Below are 22,639 nucleotides of genomic sequence, written 5' to 3'. Positions count from 1 at the left end.
GCGCCCCGAACCCTACGGTCTGTGTAGTCGCCGCGGCCCGGCGTGACGTTACTGTGACTTCGCCCCATCATGCCCGAAGGCGGCGCCGGGCCGGGAACGGGTTCCCGGCCCGGCGAGCCGTCAGCGCGCGGCAGGCTGCTGCGAGCCGTGCTCGGCCAGCCCGCCGAGCGCGCGTACCCAGTGCTCGGCGAAGACCCGGATCTCGTCCTGGTTGAACGCCGCCTCGACGTAGTCGAAGCGGACGAGCAGGCCGTCCGGGCCGACGTCGATCAGCAGGTCGAGCAGCACATCGGCGACCGGGGGCTCGATCAGCACCCGGGCCGGGCGCACGTCGCGGTAGCGCAGCGCGTACCGGCCCTGCGCGGCGGCGGCCAGCTCCCTGCGGGCGGTGACGTGCCGCAGCACCGAGTAGCCCGCGCCGCCGGATGGCACCGCGGCGCGCGCGGCGGCGACGCGCTCCAGCAGGTCGCCCGCGGCCGGGCCGCCGACCAGCGCCTCGGCCACGTCGACCGTGGCCGGGGGCAGCGGGAGCGGGTAGCCGACGTCGAAGGCGCCCGCGACCCCGTCGGTGCGGCCCGCGCTCCTTCCGTCCGCCCGCAGCCGGACGACCGGGCCGATGGCCCTGGTGACCGCCTGGTCGGCGGCGGTGCGCACGGCGAGCGCGGTGGCGGCTAGCAATACGTCGAGCACTTCGGCGCCGTGTGCGGCCGCGGCGGCGGCCACCGCGGCGGTGCCGTCGGCGGTGATGGTGAGCGAGATGCGGCGGCGGCCGCCCGCCGGGATCGGCGGCTCGGCCGGGCGGCCGGCGAGGGTGCCGCGCCACCAGTCCAGCTCGGCGCGCTCGGGGCCGGCCAGGCGGCGGCGCAGGGCGGTGAGCAGCTCGGTGACGCCGTCGTCGGCGCCGGGCGGGTTGGCGTGCCTGCTGCCGGACCAGGCGGCGGAGAGGTCGTCGGCCAGGATGCGCCAGGTGGTGTCGTCGACCACGAGCGCCGAGGCGACCAGGAGCAGGGTGGCGGAGCCGTCCGGGCGGGCGGCGAAGACGAAGCGGATATTGCGGCCCGCCGCCGGGTCGAGTTCGGCGGAGACCTCGGCGACCAGGCGGTCGAGGGGTGGGAGGTCACCGGAGAGCGGGAGGTGGACGAAGGGCTCGTCGGTGCGCTCGGCCGGGGGTGGGAGTTCGAAGACCGGGCCGGGGGCGCCGGGTTCCTGGCGCCAGCGGGACCAGAGCAGGGGGTGGCGCTCCAGGACCGCGTCGATCGCGGTGCGGACCGCTGCCGGGTCCGTTCCGGCGGGGACGTCGACGGCTGCCGCGCGGACCTGCGGGGTGAGGCCGAGGTGCACCGCCGTCGGGGTGGTGATGGGGAGGCGGGACGGGAGGACCGCTGTGGTCAGGGCCGAGGTGGAGATGGTCGGGACCTGGGTTCTCGGCTCGGCCGGGTGGGGGGCCGGGTCGGTGACGGCGGGGCCGAAGGGGTTCGGGGACTCCTGGCGGGCGCGGTGGCGGGGGGCTTTGTCCTCGTCGTGGGGCGGGAGGGCGGGGGTAGCGGTTGCCGACGGGGAGCCGGGGGTGGTGGGCTCGGGTGCGGGGACGCCGTTGGACGCGGTGGCCCACGGGGGGCTCGGTTCGGGGGCCGGACCAGCCGGGACGCCGTTGGACGGGGTGGCCCAGGGGTACTCCGTGCCGGTTCCCACTGGTGAGGGGGGCTCGCTCGGCACAGGGGTGCCGTTGGAGGGCGTGGCCCAGGGGTACTCGGCGGGGGTTGCCGACGGGGTGGGTTCCGCGCTCGGCACTGGGATGCCGTTCGACGGGGTGGCCCATGCGGGCTCGGCGGGCTGTACCGGCACCTCGGATGACTCGTCGGCGGGGGTGGGCGCCGATACGGCAGTGCCGTTCGAGGTTGTGGTCCATGCGGACTCCGCGGCCGACTTCGGCTCGTCGGCGGGGGCAGTGGGCCCGGAGGCAGGGGCAGTGGGCCCGGAGGCGCTGGCAGCGGACCCGGAGGTGGGGGCAGCGGGCTCGGGGGCAGCGAGCTCGGAGGCGGGGGCAGCCAGCTCAGGGGTGGGGGCGGCGTGTTCGGGGGCGGGGGCGGGGGGTTCGGGGAGGGGGCGGATCTCGGTGGGGGCGTCGGCGGTGAGGATGGCGTCGAGGAGGGGGGTGACGGTGTCGAGGGCGGTGGGGTCGGTCATCTCCTCGTGGCGGACGGGGACCTCGTGGTCGAGGACGCGGGCGGCGTGCGGACGCCAGGAGGCGATGACGTCGTGGTCGCGGCGGGCGTCGGCGGCGGCGCGGAAGTAGTGCACGGTGCCGTCGAAGACACCGGGGCGGTGCCGCGGGAGCAGCAGGACCGAGCGGACCGCGGTGGTGTAGGCGGCGCGCAGGCGGATGCGGTCCACCTCGACCATCTCGCTGGGGATGCTGCGGTGCAGTGCCGCCAGGTGCTCCTCGGAGAGTTCGGCGAGGCGGTCGGGGTCGACGTCGTGCATGCCGATCTCGGCGAGCATGCGGACCGTGGTCTCGCGCCAGGTGGTGAGGTCGAAGGCGAAGTCGGCGTCGAGCAGGGCGAGCAGCCCGACCTGCTGACCGGCGGCGCGCAGCCGCACCGCGACCTCGTGCGCCAGCACGCCGCCGAGCGACCAGCCGAGCAAATGGTACGGGCCGTCCGGGCGCACCGCCCTGATCTCGGCGACGTACCGCTCGGCCAGCTCGGCCAGCGATTCCGGGCCGTCCCAGGCGTCCGGGCCGGTGAGCGGCTCGGACAGGACCGGGGACTGGATGCCGTACACCGGGAATCCCGGGGTGAGGCGGGCGGCGAGCGGCTGGTAGCACCAGGCCAGCCCGGCCATGGGGTGGATGCAGAACAGCGGCGGTTGCTTCGCGTCGCCGGTGCGCAGCGGGAGGACGACGGCGAGGGCCGGGTCCGCCGGTGCGGCGGGTTCGGCGGCGTGTTTGCCCGCGGTGACGGGCTGGTAGACGGCGGTCGGCATGTCGTCGGCGGGTGCTGGGGACCGGGAGTCGTCGCCGAGGTCCGTGCCCGGCTCGGCGATTTCGGCCGCGGGGAGCCCGGCGGCAGGCTCGGGATCGGCGCTCGGAGCACTGGACGGGTGCTGAGCGTCCCCGGCCGCGTGCGCACCGGGCTGCAGGGGGCCCGTCCCGGCCGCGTGCACACCGAACTCCGGAGCTTCGTCCCCGGCCGCGTACTCGTGCGACTCGGGCACCACTCCCCCGGCCGCGTGCGCGACGGGCACGGCGGGCACGCCGCGCACCGCGTCGATCCGCGCGGCGAGATCGGCGACCGTCGCTCGGTCGAACAGCCACGGGACGCGAACGGGCACTTCGGTCTCCGCGACCAGACGCGCGACGACGCGCACGGCGTCGAGGCTGGTCCCGCCGAGGGCGAAGAAATCGTCGTCGGCGCCGACGGCGGGGGCGCCGGGGAGCGCGGCGGCGAAGGCGTCGGCGACCAGCTGCTCGGTGCGCGTCTGCGGCTCGCGGCCGGTGCGGGGGGCGAAGTCGGGGGCGGGGAGGGCGCGGCGGTCGAGCTTGCCGGTGCCGGTGAGCGGCAGCTCGGCCAGCGGGACGACGGCGGCGGGCACCAGGTACCCGGGCAGCCGGGTGCGGGCGAAGGCGAGCAGCTCGGCCGGGTCGACGACCTGACCTGCGACCGACACCGGGTAGGCGACGAGCCGCCCGTCGGCGACGGTCACCGCGGCGACGGCGACGGCGGGGTGCGCGCGCAGCACCGCCTCCACCTCGCCCGGCTCGACCCGCTGCCCGCGCAGCTTCACCTGGAAATCGTTGCGGCCCAGGTACTCCAGCCCGCGCCGGCCGAGCCGGACGACGTCGCCGGTGCGGTAGAGCCGCTCGCCGGGGCGGAACGGGTCCGCGACGAACCGCTCGGCGGTCCGGCCCGGCTCGCCCGCGTACCCGCGGGCCAGCTGGACCCCGGCCAGGTACAGCTCGCCGGGGGCGCCGATCGGCACCCGGCGCAGCAGCCCGTCCAGCACGTGGATATCGGTGCCCGCGACCGGGGTTCCGATCGGCACCGGGCCGGTCCCGCCGTCGGTGTCGGCGCGGTACGCCGTCACCACGGTCGCCTCGGCGGGGCCGTACCAGTTGTGCAGCTCGCCGGTGAGCAGCGCGGCGAAGCGGTGCACGGTGGTCCGGCCGAGCGGTTCGCCCGCGGCGAAGACCCGGCGCGGCAGCGCGGCGGGCTCGCCCGGCGTCTCGGCGAGCAGCCCGAGGTAGGCGTCGAGCAGCGAGGGGACGAAGTGCACGGTCGTGACGCCCGCGCGCTCGATGAGGGCGCGCAGCAGCGCGGGCTCGCGGTGCGCGCCGGGTTCGGCGATCACCAGCCTGGCCCCGGTCTGCAGCGGCCAGAACAGTTCCCAGGCGTGGATGTCGAAGGTGACCGGGGTCTTGTGCAGGACGACGTCGGTGCTGTCGTGCGGGTGCGCGGCCTGGGCCCAGCGCAGCTGGTTCACCAGCTGCCGGTGCGTGACGAGCACGCCCTTGGGCCTGCCGGTGGAGCCGGAGGTGTGCACGATGGAGGCCAGCGTGTCGGGGCGGTTGGCGTAGGCCCGCGCGATTCCGGGGCGCACCTCGGCGAAGTCGACGACGGTGGTCCCGGCTCCGGTGCGGAAATCGGCGGTGGCGAGGACGAACTCGGGGCGGACCTGCGCGAGCACCGCGTCGATCCGCTCGGCGGGGTCGGCCGGGTCGAGCGGGACGTAGGCGGCGCCGGTCTCCAGCACCGCGTAGATCGCGGTCACCAGGTCGAGCGAGCGCGGCAGCGCCACCGCGACGAGGCGCTCCGGCCCGGCGCCGAGGTCGGCGAGCGCACCGGCGAAACCGGCGACGCGGGCGCCGAATTCGGCGTAGGAGACGGTCTCGGCGCCGAAGGTCACCGCGGGCGCGTCCGGGGTGCGCGCCACCTGGTCGCGGAAGAGCGAGACCAGGGTGGCGTCGCCGGGCGGCGGGGCGAGCGCGCCGTCGTTGAGCGCGTCGAGCACGGCGCGCTCCGGGCCGGGCAGCAGGTCGAGTGCGGCGAGCCTGCGGTCGGGGCCGAGCGAGATCCGGTCGAGCACGACGCGCAGCCGCTGGGTGAGCACGGCGGCGACCGCGTCCTCCACGGTGTCGCGGCGGAAGAGCACCCGGATGCCGAGCTGCGCGCCCACCTCGACCAGCAGGGTGATCGGGTAGTGCGTGTAGGTGACGGAGTCCATGGCGCCGAGGCCGGGCGCGCCGGTGGCGTGTTCGGCGGCGGCGCGCAGCGCCTCGGTGTCCACCGGGTAGCTCTCCACCGCGACGAGGGTGTCGAAGAGCGGGTCGGCGGAGCCGTTGCGGTGCGCGGGGGCGCGCTGGATGTCGGCGAGGCCGAGGTGGTGGTGGTCGAGCAGCGCGGCCTGCTCGGACTGCAGCCGGGTGAGCAGGTCGCGCACGGTGCCCGGCCCGCCGGTGCGCACCCGCACCGGGACGGTGGTGGCGAAGAGCCCGACCATCTCCTCGGCGCCTGCCAGCTCGGCCGGGCGGCCGGAGACGACCGCGCCGAAGACCACGTCGTCGCTGCCGACGGCGCCGCCGACGACCAGCGCCCACGCGGCCTGCACGACGGTGGCGACGGTGACGCCGGTGCCGGTGGCGAGCGCGCCGAGCACGGCGGTCCTGGTGACGTCGACCTCCACGACGGCGGTGCCGACCTCGTCGCGCTGCTCGGGCCGGACCGGCCCGGCGAAGGCGGCGAGCGCGGGGGCGAGCAGGGTCGGCTCGACGCCGTCCAGCGCGGCGGCCCATGCGGCGGTCGCGGCACCGCGATCGCGCTCGGCGAGCCACTGGACGTGGTCGCGGTAGGGCCGCGGCGCGGGCAGTTCGGGGCCGCCCGCGTAGAGCACGAGCAGGTCCCGGACGAGCAGCGGCATCGACCAGCCGTCGAGCAGCAGGTGGTGCAGGGTGAGCGTGAGGTGGGCGCGGCCGGATTCGGTGCGGTACAGCGTCATCCGGAGCAGCGGGGCGGTGCCGGGGTCCATCGGCTCGGCGCGCTCGGCGGCGCGCAGCGCGGGCAGGTCGGCGTCGGGGACCGGCTCGAAGTGCTGCCAGGGCAGCGCGACCCGCTCGTAGACCAGCTGCACCGGGGTGCCGTCCGCGGTGTGCGCGAAGACGGTGCGCAGCACGGCGTGCCGGTCGAGCAGCGCCGTCCCGGCGGCGTAGAGCCGGTCGAGGTCGACGTCGGCGGGGAGTTCCAGGGCGAACTGCATGACGTAGTAGTCGGGGCCCGGCTCTGCGCTGTGCACCAGCAGCCCGGCCTGCAGCGGGGTCACCGGGAGCACGTCGACCAGCCCGTCGCCCGCCCGGCGCCAGCCGTCCAGCTCCGGCTGCGACACCGCGACGAGCGCGACGTCGGACGGGGTGAGCCCGCCCGCGGCCGGGTGGTCCAGGTGCCCGGCCAGCGACTCCAGCGCGGCCAGCCAGTCCTCGGCGAGGTCGCGGACGTCGGCCTCGTCCAGGATGCCCGCGACGTAGCGGAAGGTCGCGGTGAGCCGGATGCCGTCCAGGTCGTCGGCGATGGCGTCGATCTCGATCACGCCGGAGGCGGGCAGCTCGGGCGCGGGGTCCAGCTCGATCCGGCCGAACTCGCCGGTCGGCAGCCAGTCCATGGTGAGCGCGCCCGCGATGCCGCCCGCCCGGCCGAGGTAGTTGAACGAGATCTGGCCGGGGTGCGTGGGTTCGGCGAGCTCGCCGGCTGGGTCGAGCCTGCGCAGCATGCCGAAACCGATGCCGCGGTCGGGCACCGCGCGCAGGTTCTCCTTGACGGCGCGCACCGCCTCGGCGGCGCCCGCCCCGCCCTCGTAGTCGGGGCCGAGCGCGACGGCGCCGAGGTCGAGCGCGACCGGGTGCACGGTGGTGAACCAGCCGACGGTGCGGGCCAGGTCGGCGCCTGGCACCGCCTGCTCCTCGCGGCCGTGGCCCTCCAGCCGGACCACGGTGGTCGCGGCTTCGACGCCGCGCCGGGCGCGCCAGGCCCGCACCGCCATGGCCAGCGCGGTGAGCAGGGCGGTGTCCGGGGCGGTGTGGTAGAGCGCGGGCAGCCGGGTGAGCACGGCGGCGGCGATCGGGCCGGGCACCGGCACCTCGAAGCGGCCGGTGCCCGCGTGGGTGTCGCGGCGCGGGTCGAGCGCGCGCACGCCGAGCAGCGGGTCGGGGGTGGCCAGGATCGAGCGCCAGAGCGGGAGCTCGTCGGCGCGGCCGGGCGCGGCGGCGGCGAGGCCGTGCGCCCAGCGGCGCAGCGAGGTGCCGACCGGGGGCAGCTCCACCTCGATGCCCGCCGAGAGCTGCGCCCACGCGGTGACCAGGTCGGGCAGCAGCACCCGCCAGGAGACGCCGTCGATCACGTAGTGGTGCACGGCGAGGACAAGGGCGTCGCGGTCGTCGGGGCGGTGCAGCCAGACCCCGGCGAACATCCGGCCCGCGGCCGGGGCCAGCTCGGCAAGCGCGGTGTCGGCGGCGACGGTCGCGAAGCGGTTCAGCTCGGCCTCGCCCGCCGCCGCCGGCAGGTCGAGCCGAGTGATGGCGGCGGCGACCAGCTCGGTGGAGTCGGTCGCCCTCGTCTCGAACTCCCAGCCCGCCGGCGCGGGGCGCAGCCGGGCGCGCAGCGCGTCGTGCCGCTCGACCACGGCGGCGAGGGTGGCGACCAGGTCGCCCCGGTCGATCCCGGGCGGCAGCGCGAGCACCATGAACTGGCCGAAGCGGTCGACGATGCCGCCGCGGTCGAGGAAGTCGGCGAGCACCGGGAGCAGCGGCATGGAGCCGATGCCGCCGCCGGAGAGTTCGGCGGGCGCGGTGCCCTGGTGCGCCGCGGTGCGCGCGATCCGGGCCAGCCCGGCCACGGTGCGCTGCTCGAAGACTTCGCGCGCGGTGATCACCAGCCCGGCCGCGCGGGCCGCGCCGACCACCTGGATGGCCGAGATGCTGTCGCCGCCGAGCGCGAAGAACGAGTCGTCGACGCCGATGTGCTCCAGCCCGAGCACCCGGCCGAAGATCTCGGCCAGCCGGGCCTGGGTGGCGTCCACCGGCGGCCGCGCGGTGCCGCCGGTCGGCACCGGGGCGGGCAGCGCGGCCCGGTCCAGCTTGCCGCCGGGGGTGAGCGGGATGGCATCGAGCACGACCAGCGCGGCGGGCACCAGGTGCGCGGGCAGCCGGTGCGTGACGAAGGCGTGCAGCTGCTCGACGCCGATCTCGTGGCCGTCGGCGGGCAGCACGTAGCCGACCAGCCCGACCGCGCCGCCGGGCAGCTGCCGCGGCTGCACCACCGCGAAGCCGACCGTTTCGTGCGCGGTGAGCACGGCCTCCAGCTCGCCCGGCTCGATCCGCAGGCCGCGGATCTTCACCTGCAGGTCGTTGCGGCCGAGGAACTCCAGGTCGCCCGCGGCGGTACGGCGCACCAGGTCACCGGTGCGGTACATGCGCTGGCCGGACAGCCACGGGCAGGCGACGAAGCGGGCGGCGGTGAGCCCGGGGCGATTCCGGTAGCTCTCGGCCAGCGCGGCGCCCGCGATGTGCAGCTCGCCGACGGCGCCGGTCGGCACCGGGTGCAGCCGCCCGTCGAGCACCCACTCGGTGATCCCGGCGACGGTCTCGCCGAGCGTCACCGGGGCGCCCGGCTGCAGCCGGGCGCTGTTGGTCATGACGGTGGCCTCGGTGGGGCCGTAGCCGTTGTGCAGCTCGCGCACCCGCCCGTCCGGCAGCGTGATCGCCCAGCGCGCGGCGAGCTCCGGCGGGCTCGCCTCGCCCGCGGCGAGCAGCGAGACCAGGTCGGGCAGCGCGGCGGGGTCGAGCGTGGCGAGCACCGACGGGGTGAGCACGGCGTGCGAGACGGCCTCGGCGCGCAGCAGTTCGGCCAGCTCGTCGCCGCTCGACGCACTGCGCGGGGCGATGACCAGCGTGGCGGCCGCGCCCGCGGCGAGCAGCAGCTCGAAGATCGAGGCGTCGAAGGAGGGCGAGGCGACGTGCAGCACCCGCGACTCGCCGGAGGCGCGCAGCGCGACCCGCTGCGCGACCACCAGCCCGGCCAGCCCGAGGTGGTTCACCGCGACGCCCTTCGGCGCGCCGGTGGAGCCGGAGGTGTAGACCACGTAGGCGATGTCGGAGGGGCTGAGCGGGGCCAGCCGGTCCCGGTCGGTGACCGGGGTGGCGCCGAACTCGTTGATCCAGTTGTCCGAGCCGCGGCCGTCGAGGGCAAGCCAGGGCAGGTCGGCGGGGAGCCGGTCGCGCACCGCGGCCAGGGTGAGGCCGAGGACCGCGCCGGAGTCGGTGACCATGAAGGCCACCCGCTCCGGCGGGTAGTCCGGGTCGACCGGGACGAAGGCGGCGCCGGTCTGCGCCACCGCCCAGATGGCGAGCACCGACTCCGGGGTGCGCGGCATGCCGACGGCGACCACGTCGCCGGGGCCGATCCCGCTGTCGATCAGCGCGCGGGCCAGCCGGGCCGAGCGGGTCTGCAGCTCGTCGTAGGTCCAGCTCCGCTCCCCCGCGCGCAGCGCGACGGTGGCCGGCGCCTGCGCGGCCGCGCCGGTGAGCAGGTCGGAGAGGGTGAGCAGGTCGGGGGCGGGCCTGCCACCGAGCCGGGACGACCCGCCCAGCTCGGCCTCGGTGACCAGCGGCAGGTCGCCGACCGGGGTGCGCGGGGCCGCGGCGACCGCGGCGAGCAGCCGGACGAAGCGCCCGGCGAAGGCCCGCACGGTGGACTCGGCGTAGCGGTCCAGCGCGTAGCCGACCGAGCCGACCAGCGCGGCGTCCCGCTCCGGCCCGGCCGCGCCGATGGCGACCGAGAGGTCGAAGCGCTCCACCCGCAGCTGCGGGTCGAGCACGGTCAGCTCCAGCCCGGGCAGCGCGAAGCCGGTGGCGGGCAGGTTCTGGTAGGCCAGCGCGACTTGGAAGAGCGGGCTGCGGTTCAGTGCCCGCTCCGGCTCCAACGCCGCGACGACCTCCTCGAACGGGACGTCGGCGTGCGCGAAGGCGGCCAGGTCGGTCTCCCGCTGCCTGGCGAGCAGCTCGGCGAAGGGCTCGGCCGGGTCGATCCGGCTGCGCAGCACGAGGGTGTTGACGAACATGCCGACCACGTCGTCCAGCTCGGCGACGCCGCGGCCAGCGACCGCGGTGCCGACGGCGATGTCGTCGCCGCCGCCGAGCCGGGCGAGCAGCACCGCGAGCACGGTGTGCACGGTCATGAAGAGCGAGGCGCCGGTGCCCCTGGCCAGCTCGTCCAGGGCGCGGTGCACCGACGGGTCGACGGTGAAGGCGACCGCGCCGCCGCGCAGCGACGGCTGCGCCGGGCGCGGCCGGTCACCGGGCAGGCTTGACTCCACGGGCAGCCCCTCCAGGGCGTCCCGCCAATAGCGCAGCTGGGCCGCGCCGAGCGAGTCGGGGTCGTCGGGATCGCCGACGGTGGCGCGCTGCCAGAGCGCGTAGTCGGCGTACTGCACCGGCAGCGGCGCCCACTCGGGGGCGGCGCCGTCGACCCTGGCCCGGTAGGCGGCGACCAGGTCGCCGGTGAGCGGGCGGATGGACCAGCCGTCGGCGGCGATGTGGTGCAGCACGACGACGAGCACGTGCTCGGGGCCGCCGGGCTCCGGGTCGGTGACGGCGAGCAGCGCGACCCGCACCGGCACCTCGGCGGCCACGTCGAACGGGGTCGCGGCCAGCTCGGCCACCCGCTCGGTGACGTCGGCCGCTGCCACCGGTTCGATCGCGAGCTCGATGCCGTTGCCCGGCGGCAGGATCCGCTGCTCGGGGCCGGAGCCCGCGTCCGGGTAGCTGGTGCGCAGGGTCTCGTGCCGGTCGATGACATCGCCGACCGCGGCGTGCAGTGCGGCGGTGTCGAGCGCGCCGCGCAGCCGGACCGCGACCGGGATGTTGTAGGCGGTGGCGGCGGTGTCGAACTGGTTCAGGAACCACATCCGGCGCTGCGCGGGCGAGAGCGGCACCGCGGCCGGGCGGACCGCGGCCACCAGCGCGGGGGCGTCGTCGACGGGCGCGCCGGTGAGCCGGGCGGCCAGCGCCGAGACGACCGGGAGCTCGAAGACCAGCGCCACCGGGACGCGGCGCTCCAGCGCCGCGCCGATCCTGGCCGCGACCCGCATGGCGCCCAGCGAGTTGCCGCCGAGCGCGAAGAAGTCGTCGTCCCGGCCGACACCGGTGGTCTCCAGCACCTCCGCGTAGGCGGCGGCCACCAGCTCCTCCACCGGGCCGCTGGGCGCGGTGAAGGCGCGCGCGGTGAACTCCGGCGCGGGCAGCGCCCGCCGGTCCAGCTTGCCGGAGCTGTTCAGCGGCAACGCCGCCAGCTCCACCAGCGCGGCAGGCACCAGGTACCCGGGCAGCCGGGCGAGCAGCCGGGTGCGCAGCGCGTCCCGGTCGAGCCGGGCGCCGTCGGCGGGCACCAGGTAGCCGACCAGGTGCTCCCCCTCGGCCACCGGCACCGGCACCACGACGGCCTGTGCCACCTCCGGCGCGGCCAGCAGCGCGGCCTCGATCTCGCCGAGCTCGACCCGCTGCCCGCGGAACTTCACCTGGAAGTCGGCGCGGCCGCGGAACTCCAGCTCGCCCGCGGCGGTGCGGCGCACCAGGTCACCGCTGCGGTACATGCGGGAACCGGCCGGGCCGAACGGGTCGGCGACGAAGCGGTCGGCGGTGAGGTCGGGGCGGCCGACGTAGCCGCGGGCCAGCTGGCCGCCTGCCAGGTACAGCTCGCCGACCACGCCGTCCGGCACCGGGTGCAGCCGCTCGTCCAGCAGGTAGACCCGGCTGCCGCCCTGCGGCTCGCCGATGGCGACCGGCACGCCGGGGCGCGCGGTCCAGCCGGTGATCGAGACGGCGGCCTCGGTGGGGCCGTACAGGTTGTGCAGCCGGGCCGGGGTGGCGGCGGCGAAGGCGGCGACGGTCTCCGGCGGCAGCGCCTCGCCGATCACGAAGAGCTCGCGCAGGCTCGCCAGGTCGGCGCTGGCCCGGCCGGCCGCCGCGGCCAGCGCGGTGAGCACGGACGGTACGAAGTCGGTGGCGGTGATGCCGCGCGCGGCGATGGTGTCGAGCAGGTAGCGCGGGTCGCGGTGGCCGTCCGGGGTGGCGAGCACCAGCCTGGCGCCCGCGCGCAGCGGCAGCAGCCAGCCCCAGAGCGAGACGTCGAAGGTGGTCGCGGTCTTCTGCAGGTAGCGGTCGCCCGGCTCCAGCGGGTAGCGCGCCAGCATCCAGCTGATCTGCTGGTGAATGGCGCGCTGCGGCACCGCGACGCCCTTGGGCTGCCCGGTCGAGCCGGAGGTGAAGAGCACGTAGGCGGGGTGCTCGGGGTGCAGCGGGGCGCGCCGCTCGTAGGCGGCGAGCGGCTCGGCGGCGAAACCGGCCGCGTCCAGGCCGTCCAGCTCGAGCACCGGCAGCCCGGCGGGCGCGGGTACCCGGTCGGCGGCGGTGGTGAGCAGGCAGACCGGTGCCGCGATGCCGAGCACGGTGCCGATCCGCTCGGCCGGGTGCTCCGGGTCGAGCGGCAGGAAGGCGGCGCCCGCGGTGAGCACCGCGTAGATGGCGATCACCAGCTCCGGGGAGCGCCGGATGGACAGCGCGACAACGGTTTCCGGTCCCGCGCCGCGGGCGATGAGGAGCCGGGCGAGCCGGTTCACCGCGGCGTCGAACTCGGCGTAGGTCAGGATGCGGCCCTCGTACTCCACCGCGACCTGCGCCGGGAGCGTGCGCACCACCCGGCGGTACCCGTCGAGCAGCTCCTCGCCCGGCACCTGGAACGCCGGGCCGGACCACACCGCGGCCGCCCGCTCGGCGTCGGTCAGCAGCGCGGCGTCGCCGACGGCGGTGGCGGGCCGGGTGACCAGCGCGTCCAGCAGGCGAAGCAGCCGGTCGGCGAAGCCTGCGACGGTCGCGGGCTCGAAGAGGTCGGTGGCGTAGGCGAACTCGGCCGCCGCGGCGCCCTCGCGGGGCGGGGTGACGGTGAGCTGGAGGTCGAAGCGGGCGCGGACGCCGTCGACGTCGAGCCCGGTGACGGTGAGGCCGGGCAGTTCCAGGGCGACGGGGTCGAGGTTCTGGAAGAACAGGGCGACGGTGAACAGGGGGTGGTGGGCGGCACTGCGTTCGGGGTCGATGACCTCGACCAGGCGTTCGAAGGGGAGTTCGGCGTTGGCGAAGGCGGCGAGGTCGGTGTCGCGGACGCGGGTGAGCAGGTCGGTGAAGGGTTCGGCGGGGTCGATGGGGGTGCGCAGGACCAGGGTGTTGACGAACATGCCGACGAGGTCGTCGAGGGCGGCTTCGCCGCGGCCTGCGACGGGGGTGCCGACGGTGATGTCGCGGGTGCCCGAGAGCCGGGCCAGCAGGACGGCGAAGGCGGCGTGGGTGACCATGAAGGCCGAGGCGTTGTGGCGGCGGGCGAGTTCCTCCACCGCGCGGTAGGTCTGAGCCGGGATGGTGAAGGAGTGGCGGGCGCCGCGGCCGGTGGCGACGGTGGGGCGGGGGTGGTCGGCGGGCAGGTCGAGGCGGGCGGGGAGCCCGCGCAGGGTGTGTTGCCAGTAGCCGAGCTGGGCGGTGGCCAGGGAGTCGGGGTCGGTCTCGGCGCCGAGGAGTTCGCGTTGCCAGAGGGTGTAGTCGGCGTATTGGACGGGGAGCGGGGTCCAGGTGGGTTCGTGGCCGGTGGTGCGGGCGAGGTAGGCGGTGCTGAGGTCGCGGACCAGGGGGGCGATGGAGGCGCCGTCGGCGGCGATGTGGTGCAGGACCAGCGCGAAGACGAACTCCTCCGGGCCCAGCTCGTAGAGCGCGGCGCGGACCGGCGGCTGTTCGGTGACGTCGATGCCGACGTTCGCGAAGTCGGCGAGCTTGGCGGGAAGCGTTGCCGGGTCGGCCGGGCGCGGGTCCAGGTCGGGCAGCACCCCGGCGACCGGGAGCACCACCTGGTGCGCGGCGCCGTCCACCGCCGGGTAGACCGTGCGCAGCGCCTCGTGCCTGGCCAGCACGTCGGCGACGGCGGCGCGGATGGCGGCGACGTCGACCGCGCCGGTGAGCCGGAGCGCCACCGGGATGGTGTCGGTGGGCGAGCTGGTGTCGAACTGGTTCAGAAACCACATGCGCTGCTGCGCCGGGGAGAGCGGCAGCCGCTCCGGGCGCGGCACCGGGGTGAGCGCGGGGCGCGCGCCGGAGCCCTGGATCTCGGCGAGCCGGGCGGCCAGCGCCGCCACGGTCGGCGCCTCGAAGACGAGCCGGGCCGGCACCGTCGCGTCCAGCCGGGCGCCGAGCCGGGCGGCCAGCCTGGTCGCGCTCAGCGAATTGCCGCCGAGCGCGAAGAAGTCGTCGTCCGCGCCCGCCCGCTCGGCGCCGAGCAGCTCGACGAAGACCCCGGCGACCAGCGCCTCCAGCCGGGTGGCAGGCGCGCGGTAGGCGGCGCCGCGCAGCACCGGCGCGGGCAGTGCGGCGCGGTCCAGCTTGCCGGTCGGTGCCAGCGGCACCTCGTCGAGCAGCGTGATGGCGGCGGGCACCATGTAGGCGGGCAGGCTCCGCTCGGCGAGCGCGAAGAGCTCCCTCGGTGCGGGCGAGCGGCCCTTGATCGGCCGCACGTAGGCGGCAAGGATCGTGCCGCCGTCGGGCCGGTCGATGCCGAGCGTCGCCACGAAGTCGACGTCGGCGTGGCCGGCCAGCACGGCGTCGATCTCGCCGAGCTCGATCCGCCTGCCCCTGATCTTGACCTGGGTGTCGGTGCGGCCGACGAACTCCAGATCGCCGGACCTGGTCCAGCGCACCAGGTCCCCGGTGCGGTAGAGCCGGGAGCCGTCCGCGGCGAACGGGTCGGCGACGAAGCGGTCGGCGGTGAGCCCCGGCCGCGCGAGGTAGCCGCGGGCCAGCTGCGCACCGGTCAGGTACAGCTCGCCGACCACCCGGTCCGGCACCGGGCGCAGCCGCCGGTCGAGCACGTACACCCCGTTGCCGGGGATCGCGGTGCCGACGGTCGGCACCAGCCTGCCGCTGAGCTGCTCGGTGACGGTGGTCGCGACGGTGGCCTCGGTGGGGCCGTAGGCGTTGTAGAACTCGCGGAAACCGCTCTCCCCGATCGGCAGCACCCAGCGCCGCACCAGGTCGGCCTTGAGCACCTCGCCGCCGGTCAGGACCACGCGCAGGTCGTCGAGGCCGTCCGGCTCCATGGAGGCGAGCGCGGTCGGGGTGAAGACGGCGTGCGTCACCCGCTCCCGGCGCAGCAGCGCGGCCAGGTCGGCGCCGCCGTACACGGTCGGCGGCACGACGACGGCGGTGGCCGAGCCGGCCAGCGTGATCAGCAGCTCCAGGAAGGAGGCGTCGAAGGAGGGCGAGGCGAAGTGCAGCACCCGGGAATCCGGGGTGACGCCGAACTTCTCGCGCTGGTGCGCGCCGAGCCGGGCGAAGCCGGCGTGCGTCACCACGACGCCCTTGGGCACCCCGGTGGAGCCGGAGGTGTAGATGACGTAGGCCGGGTGCCTCGGCTCCAGCGGCCTGCGCCGGTCGGTCTGCTCGACCGCGCCCGCCGGGTAGCCGGAGTAGGCGGTGTTCTCGCTGTCCAGCAGCAGCCACTCGGCGGCGCCGGGCAGCCGGTCGCGCACCCCGGCGACGGTGAGCCCGAGCAGCACCCCGGAGTCGCCGATCATGTGCGCCACCCGGTCGGCCGGGTGGTCCGGGTCGACCGGCAGGTAGGCGGCGCCGCTCTTGGCGATGGCCCAGACCGCGAGCAGCGACTCCGGCGAGCGCGGCATGGCCACCGCGACGATGTCCTCCGGGCCGACGCCGCGCGCGATCAGCGCGCGCGCCACCCGGTTCGAGCGCTCGTCCAGCTCGGCGTAGGTGATCTCGACGGCGACGCCGTCGGCGCCGGCGTAGCGCACGGCGGCGCCGACCGGCGCGCTCCAGACCGCGGCGGTCATCAGTTCGGGCAGCGTGGCCGCGGCGACCGGGGCGGCGGCGAGCTGGGTGCGGGCGTGCGCGCGCTCCCGCTCGGCGGGGTCGAGCAGGTCGATGGCGCCGACCGCGATCTCCGGGTCGTCGGCGACGGCGATGAGCACCCGGGCGAAGCGGCGCGCGAAGGACTGCGCGGCGACCTCGTCGAAGACGTCGGCGGCGACGGTGAAGAGCGCGACCAGCTCGCCCGCGTGGCCGTCGACCCGCGGCCGCGGCTCCACCACGACCTGCAGGTCGAACTTGGCGGTGACGGCACCCGGGTCGAGCGCGCTCACCCGCAGCCCGGGCAGCTCCAGGGACGGCGGCTCCACGTTCTGGAAGGCGAGCATGACCTGGAAGAGCGGGTGGTGCGGGCCAACGTGCCCGGCGACGACGTGCTCAACCACCTGCTCGAACGGCACCTCGGCGTGCGCGAAGGCGTTCAGGTCGGTCTCCCGCACCCGGTCGAGCAGCTCGGTGAAGCTCTCCTCCGGCGCGAGCACGGTGCGCAGCGTGAGCGAGTTGACGAACATGCCGACCAGGTCGTCCAGCGCGCGGTCGCCGCGCCCGGCGTACGGGGTGCCGATGGCGAGGTCGCCGCTGTCCGCGAAGCGGGCGAGCAGCACCGCGAGCGCGGCGTGCACGGCCATGAAGACGGTGGCGTTGCGGCCGCGGGTGAGCCGGATCAGCGCCTCGTGCACCTCGGCCGGGATCACCACCCGCGCACTCAGCCCGCGCATGGTCGGGGTGGCCGGGCGCGGGCGGTCCCAGGGCAGCTCGAGCACGGCGGGCAGCCCGGCGAGCTGCTCCTTCCAGTACGCCAGCTGGCTCGCCGCCAGCGAGCCGGGGTCGTCGGCCGAGCCGAGCACCTCCTGCTGCCGGATGGCGTAGTCGGCGTAGCGCACCGCGAGCGGCGCGAAGGCGGGCGGAACGCCGGTGGAGCGGGCGGCGTAGGCGGTCACCAGGTCGCGGGCGAGCACCGCCACCGAGGCGCCGTCGACACAGATGTGGTGCAGGACGAGGACGAGCAGGTGCTCGGTCGGGCCGGTCTGGACCAGCACCGCGCGCACCGGCACGTGCTCGGTGACGTCGAACGGGTTGCCCATGAGGTCGGCGACGAGCCGGCCCGGGTCGGCCGCGCGACGGACCGGAAGCCCCTCCGGCATGGTCTCCTCGACCGTCCGCACCTCCTGGTACGGCACGCCGTCCGGGCCGAGCGGGTAGCGGGTGCGCAGCGGCTCGTGCCGCTCGAGCACGTCGGCGACGGCGGTGCGCAGCGCGGGGGCGTCGAGCTCGCCGGTGAGCCGGATGGCCAGCGGGATGTTGTAGACCAGCGACTCCGGATCCAGCCGGTTCAGCAGCCACATGCGGTACTGGGCCGGGGCCGGCGGCACCCGCTCCGGCCTGCGCACCGGCACCAGCGGCGGCCGCTCGGCGTGCCCGTCCGCGGCGGCGCGGCTGGTCACCACCCGGTCGGCCAGCTCGGCGACGGTCGGCGCGTCGAAGAGATCGCGGACCGAGACCGCGGCGGCCAGCGCCTCGTTCACCCGCGCCACCGCGCGGGTGGCGAGCAGCGAGTTGCCGCCGAGGGCGAAGAAGTCGTCGTCCCTGCCCACCTCGGTGGCGCCGAGCAGCCCGGCGAAGACGTCGGCGACGCCCTGCTCGATCGGCCCGGCCGGGGCCTGCGCCTGCGCCGCGCCGATCACCTCGGGGCTGGGCAGCGCGGTGCGGTCCAGCTTGCCGTTGCGGGTGAGCGGGAGCGCGGACAGCACGGTGATCACGTCCGGCACCATGTGCGCGGGCAGCAGCGCGGCCAGCTCGGCGCGCAGCGCGGCCGGGTCCGGCCCGGAGTCGGTGAAGGCGTCCCAGACCTGGCCGGGCACCACGTATCCGACCAGCCGCTCGCCGCTGTGCTCGTCGGCGCGGACCAGCACCGCCGCCTCGGCGACGCCGTCGAGGCCGAGCAGCGCGGCCTCGACCTCGCCCGGCTCGATCCGGAAGCCGCGCACCTGTACCTGCTGGTCGGCGCGGCCCAGGTACTCCAGCGCCATGCCTGCGCCGAACCCGGCCCAGCGGCCGAGGTCGCCGCTGCGGTACATGCGCGCGCCCGGCGGGCCGAACGGGTCGGCGACGAAGCGCGCCGCGGTCGGCCCCGGCTGCCCGGCGTAGCCGCGGGCCAGCTGGCCGCCGCTGACGTGCATCTCGCCGATCACGCCGACCGGCGCCGGGTGCAGCCGGTCGTCGAGGACGTACGCCCTGACCCCCGGCAGCGCGCGGCCGATCACGCCGACCGCCTCCGCCGCCATCCGCTCGTCCAGCACCTGGAAGGTGACGTGCACCGTGGTCTCGGTGATGCCGTACATGTTCACCAGCCACGGGGCGTCCCGCGGGTACCGCTCGTACCAGGCGCGCAGCCCGCGCAGGTCGAGCGCCTCGCCGCCGAAGACCACGTAGCGCAGCGCCAGCGGGTCGGCGCCGCCCGCCACCGCGACCCGGTCCGCCTCGGCCAGCTGCCGGAAGGCCGACGGGGTCTGGTTCAGCACGGTCACCCGCTCGCGGACCAGCAGCGCGCGGAACGCCTCCGGCGAGCGCGCGGTCAGCTGGTCGACCAGCACGACGGTGCCGCCGGTGGCGAAGGCGCACCACAGCTCCCACACCGAGAAGTCGAAGGCGAAGGAGTGGAACAGGGTCCAGGCGTCGTCGGCGTCGAAGTCGAAGATGAGCTGGGTGTTGGCGAAGAGCTCGAGCACGTTCCGGTGCGTCACCCGGACGCCCTTCGGCGTCCCGGTGGAGCCCGACGTGTAGATGATGTAGGCGAGGTTGTCCGGGCGCAGCTCGCCGCGGCGCGCGGCGGCCAGCCTGCGCTGCGGTGCGAGCACCTGGGTGACGAATTCGTCCGGCTCGTCGCCGGTGCCGAGCCCGGCCAGCGTGACAACGGGAATGTCGGTGGGCGGGAGCAGCTCCCGCTCGGCGCCGGTGGTCAGCACGGCGACCGGGGCGGCGTCGGCGAGCAGGAAGCTCAGCCGCTGCGCTGGGTAGCCGGTGTCCAGCGGCAGGTAGGCGGCGCCGGACATGAGCACCGCGAGCAGCGCGATGGGCAGCTCCTCGGTGCGCCCGGCGGCGACCGCGACCACGGTCTCCGGGGCGGCGCCGAGCTCGATCAGCGCCCGCGCGGCCTTCTCGGCGCGGGCCCAGAGCGTGCCGTAGTCCAGCTCGGTGCCGAGCTCGCCCGGCCCGCGCACGGCCACCGAGTACGGCCTGGCCTGGGCGCGGGCCGCGACCAGGTCGACGAGGGTGAGCTCGGGCACCGGGGCGCCCGCGGTGTTCCACGCGTTCAGCACCAGCTCCTGCTCGCCCGGCGCGAGCAGGTCGAGGTCGCCGACCGGAACGGTCGCGTCGGCCGCGACCGCGGCGAGCACCCGGACGAAACGGTCCGCGAAGTCCCGCACGGTGGGCGGGTCGAAGAGGTCGGTGGCGAAGTCGATCGCAGCCGCCAGCCCGGAGCCGGGGTGCTCGACCAGGGTGAGCTGCAGGTCGAAGCGGGCCTGGCCGGTGCTGTGCAGCTCGATCGGGCGCACCGAGAGCCCGGGCAGCTCCAGCTCGGCGCGCGCGGTGTTGTGGAAGGTCAGCATGACCTGGAAGAGCGGGTGCCGCGCGGGCGAGCGCACCGGGTCGAGCAGCTCGACCAGCCGCTCGAACGGGACGTCGGCGTGGCCGAAGGCCGCGATGTCGCCGCCGCGCACCGCGCTCAGCAGCTCGGTGAAGGGGCGCGCGGTGTGCACCTCGGCGCGCAGCACGAGGGTGTTGACGAACATGCCGATGACGTCGTCCAGCGCCGCGTCGCCACGGCCGGCGACGGGGGTGCCGATCACCACGTCGTCGGTGCCGGAGAGCCTGCTCAGCACCACCGCGAGCGCGGCGTGCACCACCATGAAGAGCGTGGCGTCGTGCTCGGCGGCGAGCCTGCGCAGCCCGGCGTGCGTGCCCGCGTCCACCCGGAAGGGGAGGGTGTCGCCGCGGTGCGAGGCCGCGGCGGGGCGCGGCCGGTCGGCGGGGAGCTCCGGCTGCGGCGGCAGGTCTGCGAGCCGGGCCCGCCAGTAGCCGAGCTGCTCCGCCATGGTCGAGGTGGGGTCGTCCTCGGAGCCGAGTGCGTGCCGCTGCCAGAGCGCGTAGTCGGCGTACTGCACGGTGGGCGGTTCCCAGTCCGGCTCGGCGCCGCGGGTCCGGCTCAGGTACGCCGTCATCAGGTCGCGGGTGAGCGGGGCGAGCGAGAAGCCGTCCGCGGCGATGTGGTGCACCACGCAGACCAGCACCGCGTCGTCCGGGCCGAGGTCGAGCAGAATGGCCCGGATCGGCGGGGCCGCGGTGACGTCGAAGCCGCGCGCGGCGGCCGCCATGACCAGCTCCGCCACCTCGTCCTCGGTGGCGCTGCCGCGCTCCAGCCGGGGCAGCACGGGGTCGCCGACCGGCCGGATGTCCTGGTAGCCGACGCCGTCCAGCTCCGGGTAGACGGTGCGCAGCACCTCGTGCCTGCCGACCAGGTCGGTGACGGCCAGCTCCAGCGCCGCCACGTCCAGCGCGCCGGTGAGCCGCACCGCCGTCGGGATGTTGTTCACCGCCGACTCGGGGTCGTAGCGGTTCAGGAACCACATGCGCTGCTGCGCGTAGGAGAGCGGGATGCGCTCGGGGCGCGGCTGCGCGGTGAGCGGCGGCCTGCCGCCGGTGCCCGCGTACGCCGCCACCCGCTCGGCCAGCGCGGCGACGGTGGTCGCCTCGAAGAGCAGTTGCACGGGGACCTTGGCCGCCAGCGCGGTGCCGATCCGAGCCGCGGCCTGGGCGGCGAGCAGGGAGTTGCCGCCCAGCTCGAAGAAGTCGTCGTCAGCCCCGACTTCGAAGAGGTCATCATCGGCATCGGCCCGAGCCCTCCGACCCAGCACCGCGGCGAACGCCTCGGCGACCGCCCGCTCGGCGGCGGTGTCCGGCGCCCGGAACTCGCGCGCGGCGAAGACCGGCTCCGGCAGCGCGGCCCGGTCCAGCTTGCCGACCGGGTTCAGCGGGATGTGGTCGAGTACGACGACGGCCGCCGGGATCATGTACGCGGGCAGCGCGCGCCCGGCGAAGAGCACCAGCTTCTCGGTGTCCAGCACCGCGCCCGGCCGGGGCAGCACGTAGGAGACCAGCGCGGTGACCCCGGACGGCAGCACCTTGCCGAGCGTGGCGGCGTAGTCGACGTCCTCGTGCGCGGTGAGCGCGGCGTCGATCTCGCCCAGCTCCACCCGGAAGCCGCGCACCTTGACCTGGAAGTCGGTCCGGCCGAGGAACTCCAGCGGGCCGTGCTCGGAATCGGTACGCCTGGCCAGGTCGCCGGTCCGGTACATGCGGGTGCCCGGCTCGTCGAGCTCGCTGCCGAACGGGCAGGCCACGAAGCGGCTCGCGGTGAGCGCGCTGCGGTTCAGGTAGCCGCGGGCCAGCGCGGGCCCGGCCAGGTACAGCTCGCCGACCACCCCGGCGGGCACCGGCCGCAGCCTGGCGTCGAGCAGGAAGGCGTGTACGCCCGGGTACGCGGTGCCGATGGTGATCGGCTCGCCCGCGCGCAGCGCCGGGGTGCCGGTGGCGGCGATGCTGGCCTCGGTGGGGCCGTAGGCGTTGAAGAAGTTCCGGGGTGGAACCGCCCAGCGCCGGACCAGCTCCGGGCCGAAGCGGTCGCCGATCACCATGACCGAGCGCAGCGAGTCGATCCCGCCCGGATCCACCGACTCCAGCGCGCCCGGCGTGATCAGCATGTGCGTCACCCGCTCGCGGCGGATGAGATCGGCCAGCTCGAAGCCGCCGAAGACCCCGGGCGGCGCGATCACCAGGGTGGAGCCGGTGGCGAAGGCGAGCAGCAGCTCCAGCACCGAGACGTCGAAGTTGGGCGAGCAGATGTGCAGCACGCGGGAGCCCGGCCGGACGTCGTAGTGGTCGCGCTCGTGCGCGACCAGCGCGCCGAGCCCGGCGTGCGTGACGACGACGCCCTTGGGCCGGCCGGTCGAGCCGGAGGTGTAGAGCACGTACGCGGGGTGCTCGGCGTGCAGCGGCCGCACCCGGTCCTCGTAGGAGACGGGGTGGCCGGGGCGCTCGGCGACGCGCTCGGCGAGGGTGGGGTCGTCCAGCTCGATCCAGTAGGCGGCGGTGCCGAGCACCGGCCGGTGCCTGCTCAGGGTGAGGCCGAACTCGGCGCCGGAATCGGCGACCATGTGCTCGATCCGCTCGCGCGGGTAGGTGGGGTCGATCGGCACGTAGGCCGCGCCCGCCTTCGCGATCGCCCACACCGCGAGCACCGACTCCGCCGAGCGGGTGATGGCGATGGCGACCACCGCGCCGGGGCCGACGTCCCGGACGATCAGCTCGCGGGCCAGCCTGGACGAGGCCTCGTCCAGCTCCCGGTAGCTCAGCTCCACCTGGTCGCCTGGCTCGCCGGTCGGGTTGTACCGGATGGCGATCGACTCCGCCGCAGCCTCGACCGCCCCGGTCAGCAGCTGAGCGAACAGCGGGCTACGGGTCTTGCGCCGACGGTTGTCCCGGTTCGAGCGTCGGTGGGAGTCCATCGTGTGCATCCCCTAAGGCAGAGCAGATTCTCGAGTGTAGGCAGCGGTCGCCCCTGCCGCACACTCGCTTTATCGTCGGCAAATCAGCCTTGTTGCACCCGAGATGCCGGGGCGC

The 22,639-nt window shown here is 75.9% G+C and carries 1 protein-coding gene; it reads right to left on the bottom strand.

Annotated features, from left to right (window positions below; all coding sequences use genetic code 11):
* Positions 1-120 precede the first annotated feature (120 nt).
* Positions 121-22,524, bottom strand: a complete 22,404-nt coding sequence (locus tag ACFUJ1_RS11360) for a non-ribosomal peptide synthase/polyketide synthase (protein WP_378644832.1) — start codon at positions 22,522-22,524, stop codon at positions 121-123.
* Positions 22,525-22,639 lie beyond the last annotated feature (115 nt).

This window comes from Nocardia sp. NPDC057227 (genome assembly GCF_042669725.1).
Taxonomy (GTDB): Bacteria; Actinomycetota; Actinomycetes; order Mycobacteriales; family Mycobacteriaceae; genus Nocardia; species Nocardia asteroides_A.
This window is presented reverse-complemented; position numbering and strand designations above follow the sequence as displayed.